Source organism: Nissabacter archeti (assembly GCF_018257325.1).
GTDB classification, from domain to species: Bacteria; Pseudomonadota; Gammaproteobacteria; order Enterobacterales; family Enterobacteriaceae; genus Chimaeribacter; species Chimaeribacter arupi.
In genome coordinates, this window is record NZ_JAERKB010000001.1 from 478,412 (window position 1) to 495,872 (window position 17,461).

At 49.4% G+C, this 17,461-nt stretch carries 21 protein-coding genes; 2 read left to right on the forward strand and 19 right to left on the reverse strand.

The window, feature by feature from the left end; all coding sequences use genetic code 11:
* Nucleotides 1-28: 28 nt before the first annotated feature.
* The 6 genes from JK232_RS02085 to JK232_RS02110 are packed head-to-tail and all read right to left on the reverse strand — an operon-like array spanning nucleotide 29 to nucleotide 7,387.
* Entirely contained in the window at nucleotides 29-334 is a 306-nt protein-coding gene (locus JK232_RS02085) for a hypothetical protein (RefSeq protein ID WP_101854380.1), read from the reverse strand.
* 2 nt (nucleotides 335-336) lie between these two features.
* Nucleotides 337-1,461, reverse strand: coding sequence for a hypothetical protein (locus JK232_RS02090; protein ID WP_101854381.1), 1,125 nt, complete (start codon nucleotides 1,459-1,461; stop codon nucleotides 337-339).
* Between the two features lie 42 nt (nucleotides 1,462-1,503).
* Complete coding sequence (locus tag JK232_RS23045; RefSeq protein ID WP_212588706.1) at nucleotides 1,504-5,478, reverse strand: TipJ family phage tail tip protein; 3,975 nt, start codon at nucleotides 5,476-5,478, stop codon at nucleotides 1,504-1,506.
* Nucleotides 5,479-5,487: 9 nt separating this feature from the next.
* Nucleotides 5,488-6,015, reverse strand: a complete 528-nt coding sequence (locus JK232_RS02100) for a tail assembly protein (RefSeq protein ID WP_212588707.1) — start codon at nucleotides 6,013-6,015, stop codon at nucleotides 5,488-5,490.
* Entirely contained in the window at nucleotides 5,958-6,683 is a 726-nt protein-coding gene (locus tag JK232_RS02105) for a C40 family peptidase (protein WP_212588708.1), read from the reverse strand. The genes JK232_RS02100 and JK232_RS02105 overlap by 58 nt, the downstream gene beginning before the upstream one ends.
* Nucleotides 6,683-7,387, reverse strand: coding sequence for a phage minor tail protein L (locus tag JK232_RS02110; protein ID WP_212588709.1), 705 nt, complete (start codon nucleotides 7,385-7,387; stop codon nucleotides 6,683-6,685). Before JK232_RS02110 ends, JK232_RS02105 begins: the two co-directional genes overlap by 1 nt.
* Nucleotides 7,388-7,562: 175 nt before the next feature.
* Here JK232_RS02110 and JK232_RS02115 point away from each other — a divergent pair, with 175 nt between their 5' ends.
* Entirely contained in the window at nucleotides 7,563-7,787 is a 225-nt protein-coding gene (locus JK232_RS02115) for a hypothetical protein (RefSeq protein WP_212588710.1), read from the forward strand.
* Here JK232_RS02115 and JK232_RS02120 read toward each other — a convergent pair.
* Complete coding sequence (locus JK232_RS02120; protein ID WP_212588711.1) at nucleotides 7,762-8,040, reverse strand: hypothetical protein; 279 nt, start codon at nucleotides 8,038-8,040, stop codon at nucleotides 7,762-7,764. The genes JK232_RS02115 and JK232_RS02120 overlap by 26 nt on opposite strands.
* Nucleotides 8,041-8,055: 15 nt before the next feature.
* Nucleotides 8,056-8,406 carry a phage tail protein gene (locus tag JK232_RS02125; RefSeq protein WP_212588712.1) on the reverse strand — a complete coding sequence of 117 codons (351 nt, stop codon included), beginning with the start codon at nucleotides 8,404-8,406 and terminating at the stop codon, nucleotides 8,056-8,058.
* Between the two features lie 60 nt (nucleotides 8,407-8,466).
* Here JK232_RS02125 and JK232_RS02130 point away from each other — a divergent pair, with 60 nt between their 5' ends.
* Nucleotides 8,467-8,691 (forward strand): hypothetical protein, encoded by a 225-nt coding sequence (locus tag JK232_RS02130; protein WP_212588713.1) that lies wholly within the window; start codon nucleotides 8,467-8,469, stop codon nucleotides 8,689-8,691.
* Nucleotides 8,692-8,719: 28 nt separating this feature from the next.
* On the opposite strand, the gene JK232_RS02135 is transcribed toward JK232_RS02130, so the two are convergent.
* The 11 genes from JK232_RS02135 to JK232_RS02185 all read right to left on the reverse strand — a co-directional run bounded on the left by JK232_RS02135 (nucleotide 8,720) and on the right by JK232_RS02185 (nucleotide 17,458).
* The gene (locus JK232_RS02135; RefSeq protein ID WP_212588714.1) at nucleotides 8,720-12,112 is read right to left on the reverse strand and encodes a tape measure protein; all 3,393 of its coding nucleotides are present in this window, start codon (nucleotides 12,110-12,112) and stop codon (nucleotides 8,720-8,722) included.
* Between the two features lie 92 nt (nucleotides 12,113-12,204).
* Nucleotides 12,205-13,344: a hypothetical protein gene (locus tag JK232_RS02140; RefSeq protein WP_212588715.1), complete on the reverse strand. Its 1,140-nt coding sequence runs from the start codon at nucleotides 13,342-13,344 to the stop codon at nucleotides 12,205-12,207.
* A gap of 45 nt (nucleotides 13,345-13,389) precedes the next feature.
* Entirely contained in the window at nucleotides 13,390-13,746 is a 357-nt protein-coding gene (locus JK232_RS02145) for a hypothetical protein (RefSeq protein ID WP_212588716.1), read from the reverse strand.
* A 66-nt stretch (nucleotides 13,747-13,812) separates the two neighbouring features.
* Nucleotides 13,813-14,487 (reverse strand): DUF6246 family protein, encoded by a 675-nt coding sequence (locus tag JK232_RS02150; RefSeq protein ID WP_212588717.1) that lies wholly within the window; start codon nucleotides 14,485-14,487, stop codon nucleotides 13,813-13,815.
* 51 nt (nucleotides 14,488-14,538) lie between these two features.
* Nucleotides 14,539-15,282, reverse strand: a complete 744-nt coding sequence (locus JK232_RS02155; RefSeq protein WP_212588718.1) for a phage tail tube protein — start codon at nucleotides 15,280-15,282, stop codon at nucleotides 14,539-14,541.
* A gap of 87 nt (nucleotides 15,283-15,369) precedes the next feature.
* Nucleotides 15,370-15,699 carry a hypothetical protein gene (locus JK232_RS02160; RefSeq protein WP_212588719.1) on the reverse strand — a complete coding sequence of 110 codons (330 nt, stop codon included), beginning with the start codon at nucleotides 15,697-15,699 and terminating at the stop codon, nucleotides 15,370-15,372.
* 112 nt (nucleotides 15,700-15,811) lie between these two features.
* Nucleotides 15,812-16,195, reverse strand: coding sequence for a phage tail termination protein (locus tag JK232_RS02165; RefSeq protein WP_212588720.1), 384 nt, complete (start codon nucleotides 16,193-16,195; stop codon nucleotides 15,812-15,814).
* The gene (locus JK232_RS02170) at nucleotides 16,192-16,560 is read right to left on the reverse strand and encodes an HK97 gp10 family phage protein (protein WP_212588721.1); all 369 of its coding nucleotides are present in this window, start codon (nucleotides 16,558-16,560) and stop codon (nucleotides 16,192-16,194) included. Before JK232_RS02170 ends, JK232_RS02165 begins: the two co-directional genes overlap by 4 nt.
* A gap of 1 nt (nucleotide 16,561) precedes the next feature.
* Nucleotides 16,562-16,909, reverse strand: coding sequence for a hypothetical protein (locus JK232_RS02175; RefSeq protein WP_212588722.1), 348 nt, complete (start codon nucleotides 16,907-16,909; stop codon nucleotides 16,562-16,564).
* A gap of 1 nt (nucleotide 16,910) precedes the next feature.
* A complete protein-coding gene (locus tag JK232_RS02180) occupies nucleotides 16,911-17,081 on the reverse strand; it encodes a hypothetical protein (RefSeq protein ID WP_212588723.1) in 171 nt (56 codons plus the stop codon).
* Nucleotides 17,081-17,458 carry a DUF7370 family protein gene (locus JK232_RS02185; RefSeq protein WP_212588724.1) on the reverse strand — a complete coding sequence of 126 codons (378 nt, stop codon included), beginning with the start codon at nucleotides 17,456-17,458 and terminating at the stop codon, nucleotides 17,081-17,083. Before JK232_RS02185 ends, JK232_RS02180 begins: the two co-directional genes overlap by 1 nt.
* Between the last annotated feature and the right edge of the window lie 3 nt (nucleotides 17,459-17,461).

The following is a 17,461-nucleotide window of genomic DNA, read 5'->3' on the forward strand; positions in this document are numbered from 1 at the left end:
CAGCGGTCAGGTCTGATTTCAGGTTGCGTTAATTTTTGGCTTCAAGTAATGCATTAACCTTTTCTGTGAGCTCGGCAACCTTATCTTCTAATGCCTGAATTCGTTCGGCCGTAGTTGGCTCTACAGGCGCATCGGGGTCTGCTGCTGGGATTTTTTCCAGTCTCGGCCCCTTTTCATCAAACACCTGTGTATATCCCTCCTTTCCTGAAAAGAAGAGCTCATAATCTTCTTTTGAAATCTCTTTTAAGTCGGAGGGTAATTCAGGGTAATCTACACTGCTTGGATAAAACCCCTTTGTTTCGACGCTGTAGTAATATTTTACGTCTTCTTCCATTTTTAAGCTCCAATGGCAATGAAGTGAATACGAACTGGCACCGACCTTCTGTTCTGAACATCAATATCGAATGATGACAGTCTGGAACCAGAGAAATTGATAATACTGACCATCCCGTCTCCATTAGCCTGACCAGAATTATCCCCGTTCATTGCCATGACGTTAAATAACTTGGTAAAGGTCAATGGGTAAGAAATAGTTGTTTGTGCGCTCACGTTTGTTGTTACGACAACTGAGGCAGTCTGAATAAGAATGGAGCCGCCGTTGTACGGGATGCGGATTGCCATCTGAAGTGCAGACGGCGAGTAATAAGAAAATCCAAGAGCAGATAAAAGCGGAGGCAATGAAGTTTGTCCCGTACCGCCATTAGCAACCGGAAGTGTCCCGGCTAAATCGGTTAATGCCGGCTTATTATTCTGGCTGTAAACTTTTTGCCATTCACTCAGGTCAGAGCTGGCACCCGTATATCCTCTATACCAGAAGGATGCAGATGCGCCGCGCCCAGAAACGCCAAATTGTGCCGGTCGCAACTCTCGCTGAACATGCACGCCACCAAAGAGATCATTCTCTATTGGCTTATGTGTATCTGCCTGGGTGGCCGCAGCAGTTGCGTTTATGAATCTTGTTTCACTGACATTCGTGCCGCTAATTGGCGGGGATGAATAAGCTGGAGAGTCTGCATTTTTAACACCCAGGCCATAGGCTTTAAAGGCAGCGACAGAGTCAGCCATTAACTTTGACATGCTGCTTATCGCCACACTGGTTCCATCTGGCGCAGTAAGTGTCACAGTTCCAGTGCTGGTCAATAACTGCTGCCAGCCGTCCATTTGTCCCTGGTAGTAGCTTAATTGCGCAGCCAGACGCCGGGCGAAGTCAGGCACGGAGTTTGTATAGAACGACATAATGGCATACGCCTGCCCCGCTGCCAGCGTTCCCGCGCTACTCATCAGCGTCAGCTTTGTTGCGCTATCCACGCTCTTAATTTCGTACATCTTCACGGTGCCGGCACCGGGAATAAGCAGCGCCTGACCGGGGCCAATACCCTGCTTGTTATCCGTCCAGTTAGTACCAGTGCCGGTTACAGTTGTTCCTGATACGGCAATTGTGCCGGTGGTGTACCATGCCATTTATGTTTTCCTTTCTGAATGCAGAAACCTGTTCGTGATTAATCAGGTATGCCAGTTGTTACTTGTCGGGTTTGCCATCGCTATTACGCGGAATCCCGCTGATTGGTTTTGCCCTTGGTTGATACCTGGCGTGCGCATTTCAATGGTGCCGCCACTGGTACCAACATCAACGCTGAAGGTGAATGTTGAGCTTCCGCTCATAAACCCATTAAATATTGTCTGACCAAATGCGGTAATAATGACTTCTATGCTTGCGTTTGTAGTTACCATAATCAAGCCATGCGCAGTCATTGGGACATCACCTTTCCCAGCCGAGCCATCCCAGTAAATTACAGAGCGTGCACCAGTAGTGCTATGGCTAAAAGTAAAGCTCTTACCCTGCATTAATGGGCCATAGATTTGCTTCGCCGATAACGTTCCTTTAATGGTGCAGTTTTCATTGATAGTGACGTTATTCATTTCGCCGGCATTGGCATACATCGTGCCGCGAACCGTTACCTGATTAAATTGAGCCGCACCATTTTTATTAATCGCCCAGCCAGTACTTCCCTCTGCGTAATTATTGGATTGGATATAATTGCCGATTTTAGCGTTATCTATCGATCCATCTTGGATAAATGCGCTGCGCATGAACATCTGGCCGTTAGAAGTAGCAAACACCAGTTCCTGACCGCCTGATGTTGGGTTATAAACCGCAAAAGTATCAGCCGATATGAGGAAGTTGGATTTCCCTCCTTCGCCGCTAATGCCTAATTGAATCCCGGCGATCCTTACGGTGCCGTTCACTTCCGTTTGAACCGACACTCCCCATTGCGCTGATAGCTTACCGTCAATCGTAGCGACAGCCGTTGACGTCTGTTGTACGGCTGCGTTCGTCTGATTGAGCTGCGCCGCAACAGTCTGCTGATATTCAGAGAATGCGCCGTTCGCATCTGCCTGCGTTTTTTCAACAGTGGTGATACGTGCGCGAGCTTGCCCAATCGCGTTGCGCTGCGATTGATCGGCCATGTCGTTAGCCAGTGCGTTTTCAATTGCAGCCAAAGCAGAGCTGTCGAAATTAGCCTCTGTATTCTGTGTCAGGTTAGCTATAGCGTCGCTAGTACTGGTCTGTGCCGTCTGCAAAGTCCCAATTGAGGAGGTATTGGCATCGGTTGTAGCTTTTACATTACTGATGTTCTGTGAAAGCGCTGCATCAGCGTCAGTACGGGCTTTTTGCTCGGCAGTAATATTGGCTGCGTTTGCATCAGTTTTTGTATCGAGGCTACTCAAACGTTGCGCTGTGGAGGTCTGGTTATCCGTAACGGTTTGCTCGACAGTGGTCAGGCGTGCAGCGTTATCATCAGTTTTAGAAGAGAGGTCTGTATATTGCTGGGATAATGCATTATCGCCATCTACGCGAGCCTTCTGCTCACTGCTAATTGCCGCACTAACGCCAGCAACAGCCTGCTGGTTTTTATCTACTTCCGTTCTGACTGAGGAGATGTCTTTCTGCGCCTGATCAACTGCCGTGTTCAGTGTGTCAACATCGGTCTGAGTGCTTTTTATTTCAGAGGTTAGATTTTCAAATTCGTCTGAATTGCGGATTGCCTCATCGATATAGTCGAGCATTCCGGGTATGTCAGATGATGCTTGGCCTGATACCTCAACGAATGCGGAGACTCCAAACGCGTTCTTGGTTCGCACATACATGTAGTACGTCGTATCAGCTTTTAAAGCATGTAGCGTCCATTGTGAGGCGCGGCCAAGGAACTGAGCCTGAGTCTCGATATTGCCAGGGCTTGCCGCTGCCGACTCTCCTGTGTACCAAAATTCAAAAGAGGTGTCGGTAGTCGATGTTACGTTCATCACTGGCACGATATCCGCAGAGAAGATACCGGGAGTCCACTGCACGGATGAGGGTGCTGACGGCTCACCAATCACCAGGCTGACCTGGGTTTCCGCCCCCTTCATGCCATTTTCGTTACGCCCGCGTACGCCAAGCGTGTAGCTGCCTGCGTTCAGACCGTAAAACTCATATCGGAATTGGTCAGTTTCATACTGTGCTACCACCGCACCGCTGCCGTTATAAACGTAGAGTTCAAACATAAGCTTGCGTGTGGTTGTTGCTGTTTCCCAGGTGGCAGTAACCTGCACAGTTTCACTGTTGGTATTGATGATACGCAGGTTTTCGATGTTCGGGACGCGATACCCATTCAGTGTGTCGGTTGGCATTTCAAACACTGCGCCTTCATCCACGATCGCCTGCTTGTGCGGGTCATAAAGCGTTGCTGAGATGCTGTAAACAGAGTTGTTATCGTCCTCTGATACCCCCATCACTCGAAAAAGCCGGGTGGCAACCTCCCCAGTTGAGATCACAAAGATGGTGCCGTCTTTTATCCATGCCGGTGAGGTGCGAAGGGTGATAACCCTGCCTGCTACGCTACCGATAGTGAACTTAGAGAACTTCCCATCTGCCCCCATCAGAGACATGGTGTCACCACCGCCAACAACGTCAGATACATCAGCATCAACGGTAATCACGGCGCCGCTATGGGAGGCGATACGCCCACCTAATCGCGTGGCCGCGTAGTTGTTATCCATCACTTCAATGATGTCGCCTGGAATGAAGCCAATCGCGTCACGTGCCATACGGAACGTCACCTTCTTGGTTTCACGCTTCGCACTCTCGATGAGCCACTTGCCGGCACGGAATGCCTGTCCACGAGAGGTGCAGCCGAACGCTTCCAGCGTAGTCTCGTTGTAGCCGTAGCGGTCAATCATCTCGTCATCAGAGACGTACTCTTTAACCTGCTCCCAGCCGTTATTTGGGTCTGTCCATGAGACCACCACCGCGTTATAGCGGTCTGAGCGCTTCATGGAGCTATAGGTGAAAAGGCCGTCTACCACGTTGGCATTCGTGACCGCGGTAACCGGGTCTTGTGGGTTATCCAGCATGATAGAAAAGCGCATCCCATCCCACAGGGCGATACCGCGAAACATCCCAGCGATGCTATCCAGAATATCCCGCGCACTTTTCTGCTCAGTGATGTAAGCGTTCAGGGTAAAGCGTGGCTCCTGCCCACCATAGCCATCATCGACAAGCTGATCGCAGAACTGCGAAAGCACGTAGAGGCTGCCATCATCGACATCAATATAACCGGCCCGCTTTGCCAGCCCGTAACGGGTATTTTTTACCAAAGCCCGGAAAATCCAAGCGGGGTTATTTGTCCAGGCTGACTTGAAGCCGCCAGTCCAGATACCGGCATAAGAGCGGGCTATCGGGTCATAGTTATCCGGCACATCCACAATGAGACCGCGTAAGTGATAAGTGCGGGTCGGCGTATCAGTGTATTGGTCCCGGTCAATCACGGCGCCGGCAATAGCGGCATACGGGTAAGAGAGGTTGTCGTCAGTGATTTCTGTATAGCTATTCCAGACGGTTCCATTGGTTAGCAGGTCGCTTGAACTGTCGGCGGTGACACGACGCAGACGGATATCAAAAGGCTTCGTCTCAGGTGCGTCGATTAAATGCGCCTCAAGGTATTCACCGGAGATTTTCCCCTTAATGGTGACTGATTTCGCAGTCTGCCAGGCGCTGTTGCCTGTTCTGAGTTCGATCACCATGGTTACAGATGTATTTTTCTGATTACCTTTCGTGTCTTGCTCCATCAGCCCTGAAACACCAATGTTCATGCGCACACGAGTAACATCTGAATCAGTAACAGTACGCACAAGAGGCGTATTCTGTGTGACATCAGCATTAACAATCGTTGTGGCTTCGATAGCTGAAAAGCCATTAATTGGTGATTGTGTTGCCGTGCCTGGTCGCCATGCCACACTGACGCCGTTAATGCTCGCGTTGCCCTGCGCATCCGTCACCGGTGTCTTGTTCAGCATGAAAGAAGAGAGATGCATCTGGTCTACCGGGCCATAGATTGGGCCTTCGGAAATGAGGTCGAGAACGCGGAGGAATTGCTTTGATTTGAGGTTGTCGTCGATAAGTTTCGGTGTGCTACCACCACCGCCGCCTGAGCCCATGTTTTCACCTTAGCTAATAGAAATGTTCCAGTCCTGGTTGTTTGATGTATCGATACCGAGGGAGATAACGTTTGAACCCACTACCATCTCACCAAGAAGCAATGGCACTGGCCTGCCCTGACCAACACGGTTTTCTGCGCTCGTAAAAGAGTTGTTCGTCAGCGAGTTCGTTTCAGCTGATTCAGCAGATGTCTTGGTCTTCATGGTCGAGGTCATATAGAGGGAGTAAGCCACTGACGCGACGCTGACAGCTACCATAACCCACACCGCTGCCGCGGCACTGATGGCACCCTCAATCACTGGCACGAATAGGACTGTTGCCCCGTTTTCAAGGTGCCGATTCATGTGAAACTCAAGCGTGTCAGCAGCCACATCTGAGCCATCTACCCGCATACGGATATTTGTTTTATAGAAGTCACGCTTAAAGGCCGGGCATTGCGCCAGGAGAAGCCGTAACCCTTGTGATGGCGTGTCGACATTTAAAGTGATTTGGCGGAAATGTCGTCGAAGATTCCCCGCAAATCTAAAGATGAGCATTGTTCATGCCTCCAGATGGAATGGGTGAGCTTTATGTAGGCTTGACGGTATGGCTCACGGCGGCTGAGCCGCCCGGCTAATTCGTGATGGAGAATCGTGTTGTCACCGAGCCAGAGCATGGCATGGCACGGGTCGGCCTCAGGAAATGCACGGCGGATAATCACATCTCCAGGCTGAATATCTGCCGGCGATACCTCATAGAACCCATTGAGCGCCATGTTTTTGACATACAGGTTCTCTCCACGTACCCACCAACCGCTCGTTCTCTCAAAGTCAGGCAAATCGATGCCGCAGAGGTGGTAGGCGTCCCTGAACAGGGTGTAGCAGTCCATCACGCCATGCTCGAAGGTACGCCCCAGCAAGTGCGATACAGGGCGAAATTTGCGAAGACGGTTGTCACTGGCTAACCACCAGTCCAGCCCGGAAGAGATCTGCGCTTGCCGGTCAGCCCCTGAGAGAACCAGTTTTGGTTCAGGATGAGAATGAAAAACGGCGGTGATTTCTCCCGCCGCTTCTGCTTTTAGCCATTCCGTGTCGCTTATCCGAAAGTGTCGCTCCGGCTCTGGATGCGTGTTTTCACAGCGCATTAGCCGGCTGCCATCGATGATCAGGCCGCAGACCTCGTTACAGGACTGCGCTGCATAAGCCAGGCATTCATCTTCAATCATCAGGACACCTTCGCTGATCCAGGGAAGCCACCAAATGGCAGAGATTCAGGTTTAGGGAATCGCAGCCGACAGCCGGTCAGGTGTTTTGAACACTTATCTTTCGACAGGTCAGAGGTTGGATTATCTTTCTCATCCGCTACTGCTGGCCCGTCATAGCCACAACCATCTCCTCGGTAAACCCACTGGCACACGTCCGCCAAAATAGTACGTGCTGGGATAATGGCATTGTCACAGTCAACGGGCGTTGCCAGGCTATAAGTCACCGTCTCAAACGTCTCTTCGGTCATTTCTTCAATGACGTAACGAGACACAGCCTCCATTGTGCTGTTCGCATCTGCATTCCCGTTCGGGAAGTTGACCGCGTCAAGGTGCTTGACCAACACCTGGCGGCGGGTCACCACCGCGCCAAGGGCGTCGTCAAAGTCATGGTTGATGCCGGTAATCAGACCGGAGATGTTCGCGACCTTCATCGTTGGGCGCGAATACGTGCCTTCAGATTTTGATTCGAACCCCTCAACGGCTATCGGATAAGCTGAATACTGTCGGCCTTGCCAGATAACATCTCCGTAATAACCGTTGGTGCCGGCATGGAAACGGATCACATCACCGCCAAACGCCTGGAGGTCAACCTCAAATAGGTCGAGCATGGCACCCACGCCCGCATCCGTGCTTTCAATAATGAGTTCTGCTGGTATGTCTCGCATATTGCGCCCATGGAAAAGGCCGCCCTATGGCGACCACTGGTTGGTTACTGATCGAATATCAGGATGTTGCTGATAGACAGATAAGGATATGTTGAGTATTCAGCTCGTCTATGTTTGGGCATAGGCGTAAACAGTAAAATGAGGAATGGCTGATCACCTCTGCAAAGGATAAGGAATGATCAAAGAATTTAATTTTCACGTAAATGCAGACGCTTCTACTAAAGAGTCTACTGCAAATGAATTGATGGCTATTAAAGCTGCTCTTGGCTTCATCCTGGCGAAACTTCCTCCTGACGCCCAAGCCGATGTAGTGCAGAACATGATTAACCTGCCATCCAAGGAAGCAAAAGACTTGGGGTCAATCCTTAATCAATTCAGGAATCTGCATCTCCCAGATTAAGAATCATTGTGTAGGTGGCAGACATTCTCCCGCAGCTTGAGGAATCTAATGCATCCGAAGGCTGCCTTTTCAATGCGGCCGCTTTTTCACAGTTGCCATGTTGATACAAAAATCCGCCTGGAAGCAGGGATTTTTTAATCGCCTCAATCGCCACTTTTTGCATTAATTGTGACATACCATCAGACATTTCCTGCTGTGACTTCATCTTCGTCAGTTCTGTTTCAACTGCTGCTAAGCGCTGTTCTAAATTCATGTGAGATCTCCTAAGTTATCTCGGCACCTGCTCAAAATCAGCAGCCAGCTTATAGTGGCTGCCAGTTTTCACCATCGACCACGACCGGCATACAAATAAAGCCTGAATTCCGGTATCGGATGGCGTCCAGTAGAACGACTCAACAGCCATTCTCGCTTTGATAAAGGCTTCGGCTTCTTTAGCAACGTTTGGCCGGCCACACTTGTCATCAACGCCCACAAACTCCAGCGTGTATTTGTCCATTAATGGGTTGATGCCCTTTGTCTGGCGCTGCTCATAGCCGTCACCCAGATTCACTACTGCCACATTTGGCGCGCGCGAAGCCGTGAACCCTTTTTGTGGGCTCCATGTGAAAGTTTCTGGCATTAGATACTCCGTAGTATTATGAAATAGCCTATTTGGCTAATCACATATAAGGAATGTTTGATGAGTAATTTAACTTATGACCAAAAGCAGATTCTTGCTTTGCGTACACTGGCAGGAATAATGTTTTCCTCATTAACTGAGCAGCAAAAAGAAGCTATCAGTCGAATTGTTGGAAAATCTCCAGATGCCCTTGATTTGCAGATACCTACCTCAGCCACACTCGCTCAAGCAGAAGATGTGAAAGAAATCTATGAGTTGATGAAAGAAATCATCGCAGGTGAATAAATTAAAATGATCAAGGCGGTTTACCGCCTTATTTAGTTAGCATTCCTCCCGGCCTCTTCTGGTCTTTTATTGCTCGCAGTGACTGCTCATAGGCGATTTTCGCAAACGTAGTAACCATCTGCTGCTGATCGCCACTCGCGTTCTGGAATGTGAAGTGATTAACCTGCTGAATCATCCCTCCAGATGAACCGCCATCACCCAAATCACTATTGCTGATCACCTTGCCGTTATCGCCTGGGATCATGTACTGGCTGCCGTTGCTGGCTTTGAAGATTTCAGGCTTACCGCCCTCACCTACCCGGTACATGCTGCTGGCAGAAACAGGGCCGCCGTGTTCGCGGGCGCCGGCAAACAATCCAACCATAGCAGGAATGGCTGCGCTCATTGCTGTCAGCCCAACGGCTGAGGCTGAGCCCATTGTAGCTATATTGGTAGCAGCAGCAGCAGGGGCCATTGAGGCTGTGATGCTAGCTCCCGTGGCTGCAGCGCTGGCGGCGGCAGTCGTATTGGCCGTGCTTGCCATCACTGAGCTTTTTAAATACTCAACCCCCATCTGAACCAGACTTCCAACAACGCTATTAAGAATAGTTGATCCAATATTGGCAAAGGATTCACTCAGGCTTTGCGTACCGTTTAAGAGTCCAGTAATGGCGTTAGTAGCACCGCCCTGCAACGATTCGATCACACTACCAAGCATTTGGTTAGCCTGGCTTTGGTTCTCCCAGATTTTCCATGCAGCATCAATACGAGCTTGCTCGTATTCGGTGTTTGCGGCATTCATGAGCGCAAGCCCGTTAGCTGTTATCTGACCCTTCTCAGTTTCAAACTCTTGAATCAGAGCCAGCTTACGTGCGTTCTCATTTGCTAAAGCCTGGACAGGATCAACACCCCCTTGAGCATCTTGTAGAGCGGTCACACCTGAGTTACTCGCTGCTCTTATTTTGGCAAGGTTAACCTGGTGTTGTTGCTCCAATTGCTCAGATGTCGCGTTGTACTGCTGTTGTGTGATTTTCTTGGCCGTAAGCGCTGTCTTTAGATCTGAAATATCTTGTTGGTAACTGGCGTTTTCCCGTGCTTCTGGAAGCAGCTTTTCAGCTGCGGCCTGTGCTTTAATGGCATTCGCAGTATCCCATTTAGATGCTGCATACTCGCCGGCCAGCTTAATATCACCCTGAGTTGCTGCACTACCAAGCGACTGTTGAGCCGCAAGGATGGCCTGCTCTCTGCTGAGATCTCGGGTTGAGTCTGCCGACAATTCAGCTTGCTGCTTAAGATTGGCAAGTTTCTGAGCAATGCTTTCAGCTTGAGTTGCCGCCTTTTTCCCGGCAGAGATTGATTCTTTAGCTGCCTTATTTCTCGCTACTTCTGCCTGTTGGAGGTCATAGTTTCTCCCAGCTAACTCGCCGGCGGCATTTATTTGATTCTGATTGCCTTGCTTTTCAGCTGCATCCATTCTTGCTTTGGTAACTGCTCTTAGGCGCTTATCAGTGATCGCCAGAAGGGTATTTTCTTCCTGCAGCCCTTTGTTGTATTCATCTGCTTTGTCGCTGCGAGGGATCTCCAGACTGGTAGAGTTGAATTTCTCTTTTGCCCGGCTGGCGAAGTTTATCGCGTTTCCGAACTGGTTCATCAGGCCGGCAGCTACACCCGCTTGCTCCCCATCGCGCTTGAGCAGGTCAATGCCTTGGGCAAAAGTGCCATTCATATGCGCACGCAGAATACCTGTTTTACTTACAGTCTGGCTGAGCTTGTTTTCTGCACGTTCGTTTTCAGCCAGCAGCTGAGTGTGCTCGCTCTGCGCATCGGTCAATTCGGATAAAGTAGCTTTATAGAGCAGGCTGCCTTCACTTAGATAACTCAGCGTGCGCTTTAAACGGGCCTGCTGCAGTTCGTTCGCCTCAATGGTTGACTGATTATCTTTAAGCGCATCAGTCTGGGCCTTGATAGAACGGCTAGCGTTATCGATTTCAGCCGCGAGCTGTACCTGGCTCATACTCTTCATTTTCGCAATGACGCCATCGAGCTTGTCTGCGAACGCAATGCTTTCCTGCCGCGCCTGCTGCATCTTCTGATAGAAGTAGAAGATACCCGCTGCGGCAATCACAGCGGCTCCAGCTGGGCCACCAACTAACGCCAGCGCACCGCGCGCAAGACTACCGATAGTAGTGCTCGCCGCCGCCGCGGCCGCTGTAGCCGTTCTAGTAGCCGCTGCCTCTGCCAGTTGTGCCTCGGCAAATGCTGCAGACCGCTGAATTGCTACTGACTTAACTGCGATCAGGTTTTCCAACGCAAAGGCTTCTGCAGCTGTTCCTTTGGCAACGTTATATTCAGTCTGTGCCAGTGCCAAATTTGAAACCGCTTGATCCTTATCGAGCCCAGCTTTCAGCGCGGTCACGCGTGCAGCGTTTGCGGTAGCCGCTGCTGATTCAGCTGTTGCTGTAGTCTGCGCGCGGGCAGCAAGTGCATCGTCTATACGCGATTTAGTTGCCAGCGCTAGAGCGCCAGCAAACCTGCCGCCAAAAATCACAGCTGCAGCACCAATCAGATTCGCTACAATCTCCAGATTCTGGCTTAGGCCAATAGCACTCTCATTGAACACTTTGATTGAGGTACTGACGCTGGAGCTTTCGCCCACAAACTTTGTAATGTTGTTAGTGGCAACGGTGAGCGCCTGCCCCATTGTCATGGTCGTATTAGCAAACTCTTTTGCAATGGTGTCGCTCTGTTTAAGCAGGCCGTTGACTACGACTTCAGTTGTCAACTTTCCTTGCGCAGCCATGGCACGAAGCTGACCGATCGTAACGCCCAAAGAATCAGCCAGAGCGACGGCGAGGCGGCTACCATTCTCGGAAATTGAGTTAAACTCCTCACCCCGCAACACGCCGGAAGCCAGCGCCTGGGATAGCTGCGTCATGGTGGAGCTGGCTTCTTCGGTGGTTGCACCTGAAACTGCCAGTCCTTTATTGATTGTTGATGTCAGAGTTACAAGATCCTTGGTGCTGGTTCCAGCACTCCGTGTAGCCCGCTCAAGTCGTCCATACAGCGTTGCGGTAGCGGTCAGGCTGCTCATGGTATTCTGAGATATATCAAAAACACGCTGTGTAACGTCTGCTAGTTGTTCACTGGCCCGCACCGAGTTAGCCAGCTTGTTATTGACTGTCACCCACTCGTTTCCGTATTGAGCTACCTGCTGGATAGATAGCGCAGCGATAACACCTTTCGCCACTCCGCTCAGGCTGGACATAGCGCGCTCCATAGAAGCGACTGACCGCTCGGTTCTGGTAACGCTGGCGTCTAATCGCCCCATGCTTCCACTTAAGCCATTGAGCGCAGCATCTACCTCCCTACGCGCAGCAAGAAGCCGGGCAGTATCCATATCTACTTCGTAAATGATATTTCCAGCATTTACCGATCCAGCCATTTATTTTCTCCGGACATAAAAAAACCTCGCCGAAGCGAGGTAAGGAAGTCAGTTCAACTACATATTGACAGAGCTTGCTGAGAAATCTCTATTTAAAGAGAGCTTTTCTTGGAGTTTTCAATTTCTGCATTGCAAACGTCTATATTTTTAAAGTTATACTGAAGGAAAATATAGCCCTTGTCAGAACGACTTGACCTAGCTTCAATAGAAATTGAATTCAAGTTATTTTTAAGAGGTGAAGACGAAGTGCCTTTCCATTCGGCTGAAAGAAATCGTTCCTTTTTACTCAATGCCATCATCCAGTCTTGAGGATCTTTCCAGATCGACCCTGACAGCAAGAAGTCATTTTTTTCTGCGTTTCCATATATTGAAGAAAGTGATTCACTGAGGTCTTTATATTTTGATTGCAGTGCGAGTCCATAACTGTCTGTATCAATGGTTTTACCTAATGCTCTGATTTGGCAAAGGCCTGACTTGGGAGAGATCAATAGGCCATAGGCTTCAAAATCAGCATTATTTTTTGGCAATGATTGAGATGTATAAAGATTGGGGTTGTTTTCAACAGGCTTAAGCTCTTCACCAGTCATGTCTTCAATATTCTTTTTTGTTAAACCTGACTCTAAACCAAACGGCCCCTCTCCAGGCGGAATTAATGTCATGGTGTTGGCAGCTTGCTGTGATTTCTCGATTTTATTGTTATCAACAGCTTTTCCTTGTTGTAAATCAGCGGGCATCACATTAGCTAAACCATACTTAGCAGAAAGATAGCGTTGCTGAAGCATCGCCATCGTTTGCTCTTGAGTTGCTATAGCTGCCAATTTCATCGCAAGAACAAGCCCTCCACTATACTGAGCAGCTTCTGCCTTGGCTTGAGCAAGCTGAGTGTTTAAAGCATCGATTTCTTTTTTTACTGCTCCTGCCGCCGCTTCATCGGGTTTTATACCCGAGACTTCAATCGTGATTTTTGCGCCTGACTCAATCGCATCAATTCGTTGCTTAATTAGCTCTTGGTTTGTCTTCAGAACTTCAATCCTGGCGTTTATTAGAGACTTTATCAGCCCGCCAGAGTATTCCTGATTAGTTGCGTTCGCAGTCGAAATCTCATTTTCTGTTTGCGACAGCTCAACCTTCAATTGCTCAACTTTTTGTTTATCTTCAGGAGAAAGCTCTTTTGGCCCACATCCTGATAGAAGAAATACTGATACAAAGCATGCCAGAATAGTCTTTTTCATTTCCTTGCCCCATAGCAAAAAAGCCACCCGAAGGTGGCCCTATCATTAACTTGCGTTCTCGCAGCCAGGCTGGCTACGGTCAATGATTTCTGTACCTTCAATGCGATAGCCAATCATGCCAAACAAGAATGAGTGGTTCAACTGAGATACCACTACATCTGACAGAGCAACAGCACAGCTGTTTTTCTCAATGGCGCGATCCATGGCTGTTTTCACATTAGGAATGCCCAACGGGAAAATCACTACTGGAGCTTTATCTTCACCAATAACACGTTGCCCTTTAACGAATTTTGCTGAGTTCAGATTGTAGTTTTTAGTACTGCCTACAGTCATATCAGCGACGCGAACAGTACAACCACTGAGTAACAGCGCTCCAAGCGCTACTGCCAAAACCTTTTTCATTTTATATTTCCATTGATTACAATCGGAAATATCTTAACATTATTAAGTTGATGTTAATTAGAGAAATTAGACCACATTTGCCATTTTCTTTGCTCTTTTGTATAAATAATCATCAGCGATACTGTTGTATTCATCTCGCGTAAACCCTTTCTGGTCAGGATACTTGGCAGCTAACAGCATCTGAAACTCCGTCATAGTCAGCTGCTCTGCCTCTGCGCGGCTCATGCCGAAGTGGTTGCGGGCGGCGCTGATATACTCCAGAGCATTGAACTCGCTCGTTGCCTGCCCGCCCTCATGCCTTTGCAATCGTCTAACCTTCGCCTTGCCGATAATCCCATGCGTAATGAGCGACTGTGCTATCAGCACCATCTCGGGCAGCGACATGTGTCCAGGCCGGTAAACAAACGCCCATTTGCCTGTCCGGCCAGGAACCAGTTCACCAATCAGTGGAGTAATGTCATGCTCACAACATGCGCGGAGTACGTTCATTGCGGCATAGGCTGGAGATTTAGATAACTGAGGTTTGCTGGCAAATGTGAGCAGCCAGCCAGGGGTGCTTCCATAAGCCTCAAAACCTCGCCTCAATAACTGAGTTACTTCATCGTTATGCAGGTCATGGAAGGCTTGCACTATTTCCCTTGGTTCTCCAATGGCGGACATTGCACTGAAGGATGGTCGAAAGAAGTAATCCGTCTGACCATCGATAATCAGGCATTCGCCAATATCCTTAAGTGGTGTCATTCATCCTCCATAAACAGTATCAAGGGCAGCCGTAACCACCCTTTGTACTGGTTACGAAGCGGTAACAGTCACCGCGGTGGAGCCGGTGAAAGCACCATCGTTTGAGGTAAACGTGACGGTTGCTGTGCCGGCGGCTTTACCCGTCACCAGGCCAGTGGAGCTGACTGTGGCCTTAGTGGCATCAGAGGTTTTCCAGGTGCCTGATTGGTCGGTTGCATTGGCCGGAGTTACTGCGGCGGTCAACTGACGAGTGGCATTAACGGCCAGAGAAGTTGTTGCTGGGGTCACGGTTACCCCTGTGGCCGGCACCGTTTCATCAGTATCGCGCACATCAATAGTACTGGCGTCACCTACTTTGAATTCAGTGGAGAACGTGACGATGTCATTGGTGCCACCGTCAGAACTCAGTGCCGTCACGACCATATAGCCAATGAAAGTAACCGGGCCGTACTCCATACGCACCCAGATGCCAGGCTGACGCCGTGCTTTGAGTTCGGTAGCGAAATACTTAATGAAGCGGCCAATGCCGTACTGATCGAGTTTGTCGTTTTTACGGACCTCACCTTCAAAGCTGATGGTGAAGTCAGCATTGGTGATGATGCTCTCGACATAGCCGCCGCCATCATCAGCGTCGCTGGTTACCGTATTGGGTGAAAAATCCCAGCCCTTAGATGTGCCGGCTGCCAGGGCTTTCCACTCTGATTCTTGCGGTAGTGTATCTGAACATCCGTCTGCCACTTCGAGCACAACGGCGCCACCGAACAAGCGTTCGTTGCTGTTCTGGCAATTAGCCATGGTTAAATTCCTCTTTGATAGAAATAAAAAAACCACCCTAAGGTGGTTTATTCATAGATGCGGCTATAAGCGGTAGTAGAACGGGATTTATAATTTCGTATAACGCGAAGCTCTTGAAAACAAATCGTTATTGCGCAGTTTTTGGTCTGTTTGATCAAGCTTGTAGCCATGGTGCTCCATAATTTGCCTAACCATATGACCCATCATCTGCTTCAACCTGTTGTTTTTATCGTTCAGTACTTCACTTCCAAATTTTTGGATAAGAAAAGGCTGTACTGGTTCAAGAGCTGGACGTGAAAGGTATGAAGCAGTTTCCATTCGAATAAAATTATCGCCCTCAGTTAAAAACTGCCATAAACGATTACCTAAATCGGTTTCATAAAGATCTGCAAAGCTGCCAGCAACATAATAACTCATTGTCTTTTCTCTCAAATGTTAGGATAAGGAGAATCATAGCAGTCTTTTTATATGGGTCAAATATGACGGGTGCAATAAAATTTTCACCTTCTCTTAATTGAAATTAAAACCTTTATTCTCCAAAAATTGCGACAAACTGAAGCCGATAGACTAGGCGACCTTCGGTTGTAAGAATGGGTGCGGGGATACCACCTAAGTTTTCCAGGTAGCCTACGCAGGGGTCTGACATGGGGTTGTTTTGGATGTGTCCAATAATTCCCTGTACAGCCTCATCAACAAGGCCGTTCATGCCCTTTGCGCCAATCACGTCGACCATGACGTAATACTCGGACCCCAAGTCATTACGCACAGCAGAGCCGCCATTAGGCCGAAACACGATGAAGCTCTCAGAGAGATTGCCGCTATCAGTCCAGACCAACAGTTGTGTGGTAAACCCAAAGGTCAGCCCGGCGTCAATGAAATAGTCCCGCACACGGGTATGCATTGGAGGCGTCACAATGACATCTCCTTCTGGATGGTTCTGTCGATGAGAGGTTGTGTATCTGCGAAGCCTTTTGTTAAGAACTCTTTTTGGGCGGTAGCACGGCGGAAGTTTTGCGGAATGCTTGGGTCATGGACATAGGCGGCGTAACTTGCTGTGTAACCTACCCGGCCGGTTATCCTGGCACCGTTGACAACAATCTCCCGGAACTGGCTGTTAATCAGAAGCGACGTATCGATGGGCGTATAAAGAGCGGCTTGTGAACCGCCAATGATCATGGCGCTCTGCAATGCCCTGACAACTTTTCTGCCCTGAATATCATTGATGATCGTATTCAGCTTTCTCTGGGATTGCTTTACCCCCCTTACTTTCACGCCCATATCAGCCTCCTGTGATGATTGCAAAGTCATCAGCCATTCGCTCGAACGTGTCTGCGTAACGTATGACCTGCATGACTTCATCAGCACCGGCACCAACTGGGCTGGGATTGTCAGACACACCAATCAGGATGTAATCCCCATGCTCTGCTGAACCGTATTCAGTCCAAAAGGTATTTTTCACTACCCTCTCAGCCCCAATGTCGCCCAGGCGTTTTGATAATCCGCCTTCATAGTCACACATGATGACCAGTGGCTCAGAAAACACCGGGTCGCCGTAATCATAGGTGGCACCCGTTCGCTTCCAGATGGTCGCCTGCGCTGTGTATGACCAATTAGCTAATGAAGACATGTCATTTCCTCCAGCTCGCTACAGCGGGCTTCAGGGCGGCAATGCGTGGGCAGTTAATTACCCACACACCGCTGCTGTTTACGTAGCCGGTCGTTTCATCCCCGGTTGACGTTTTCACCCACACACGCTCGAAAGGCTTGGGTAGCTGCTGGCTGGCAATAATCCAAATCATCAGCACCCCCTGACTACGTCAAAGAAGCCGACTGATACGCCTGATATCGGCAGCCCACCGAGGCAGCCATTCGTATCCCATGCAAGAATTTGCCTGTAGAGATGATCTGTCCCCGAGCTGTCATAAGTGAATGAGCGTGATGCTCCGGATGGTGCAGATTGAGAGGAAATTTTCCGGGCGCCAGACAGGGCAGCCAATCGCGCGGCCGCATAGATGAGCAAAAGCTTTTGCAGGCTCTCGGCGTAGCCTGCCCTGTCCATACAGACAGACGCAGCACTAACCTGGTCTAACAGCAGTTGAAGGACAGCATCAGGAACCGTGAAGCCCAGTTCAGCCATCAGCGGTTTAACATCTTCCAGCGTGATTTGGGCTGCCATAGT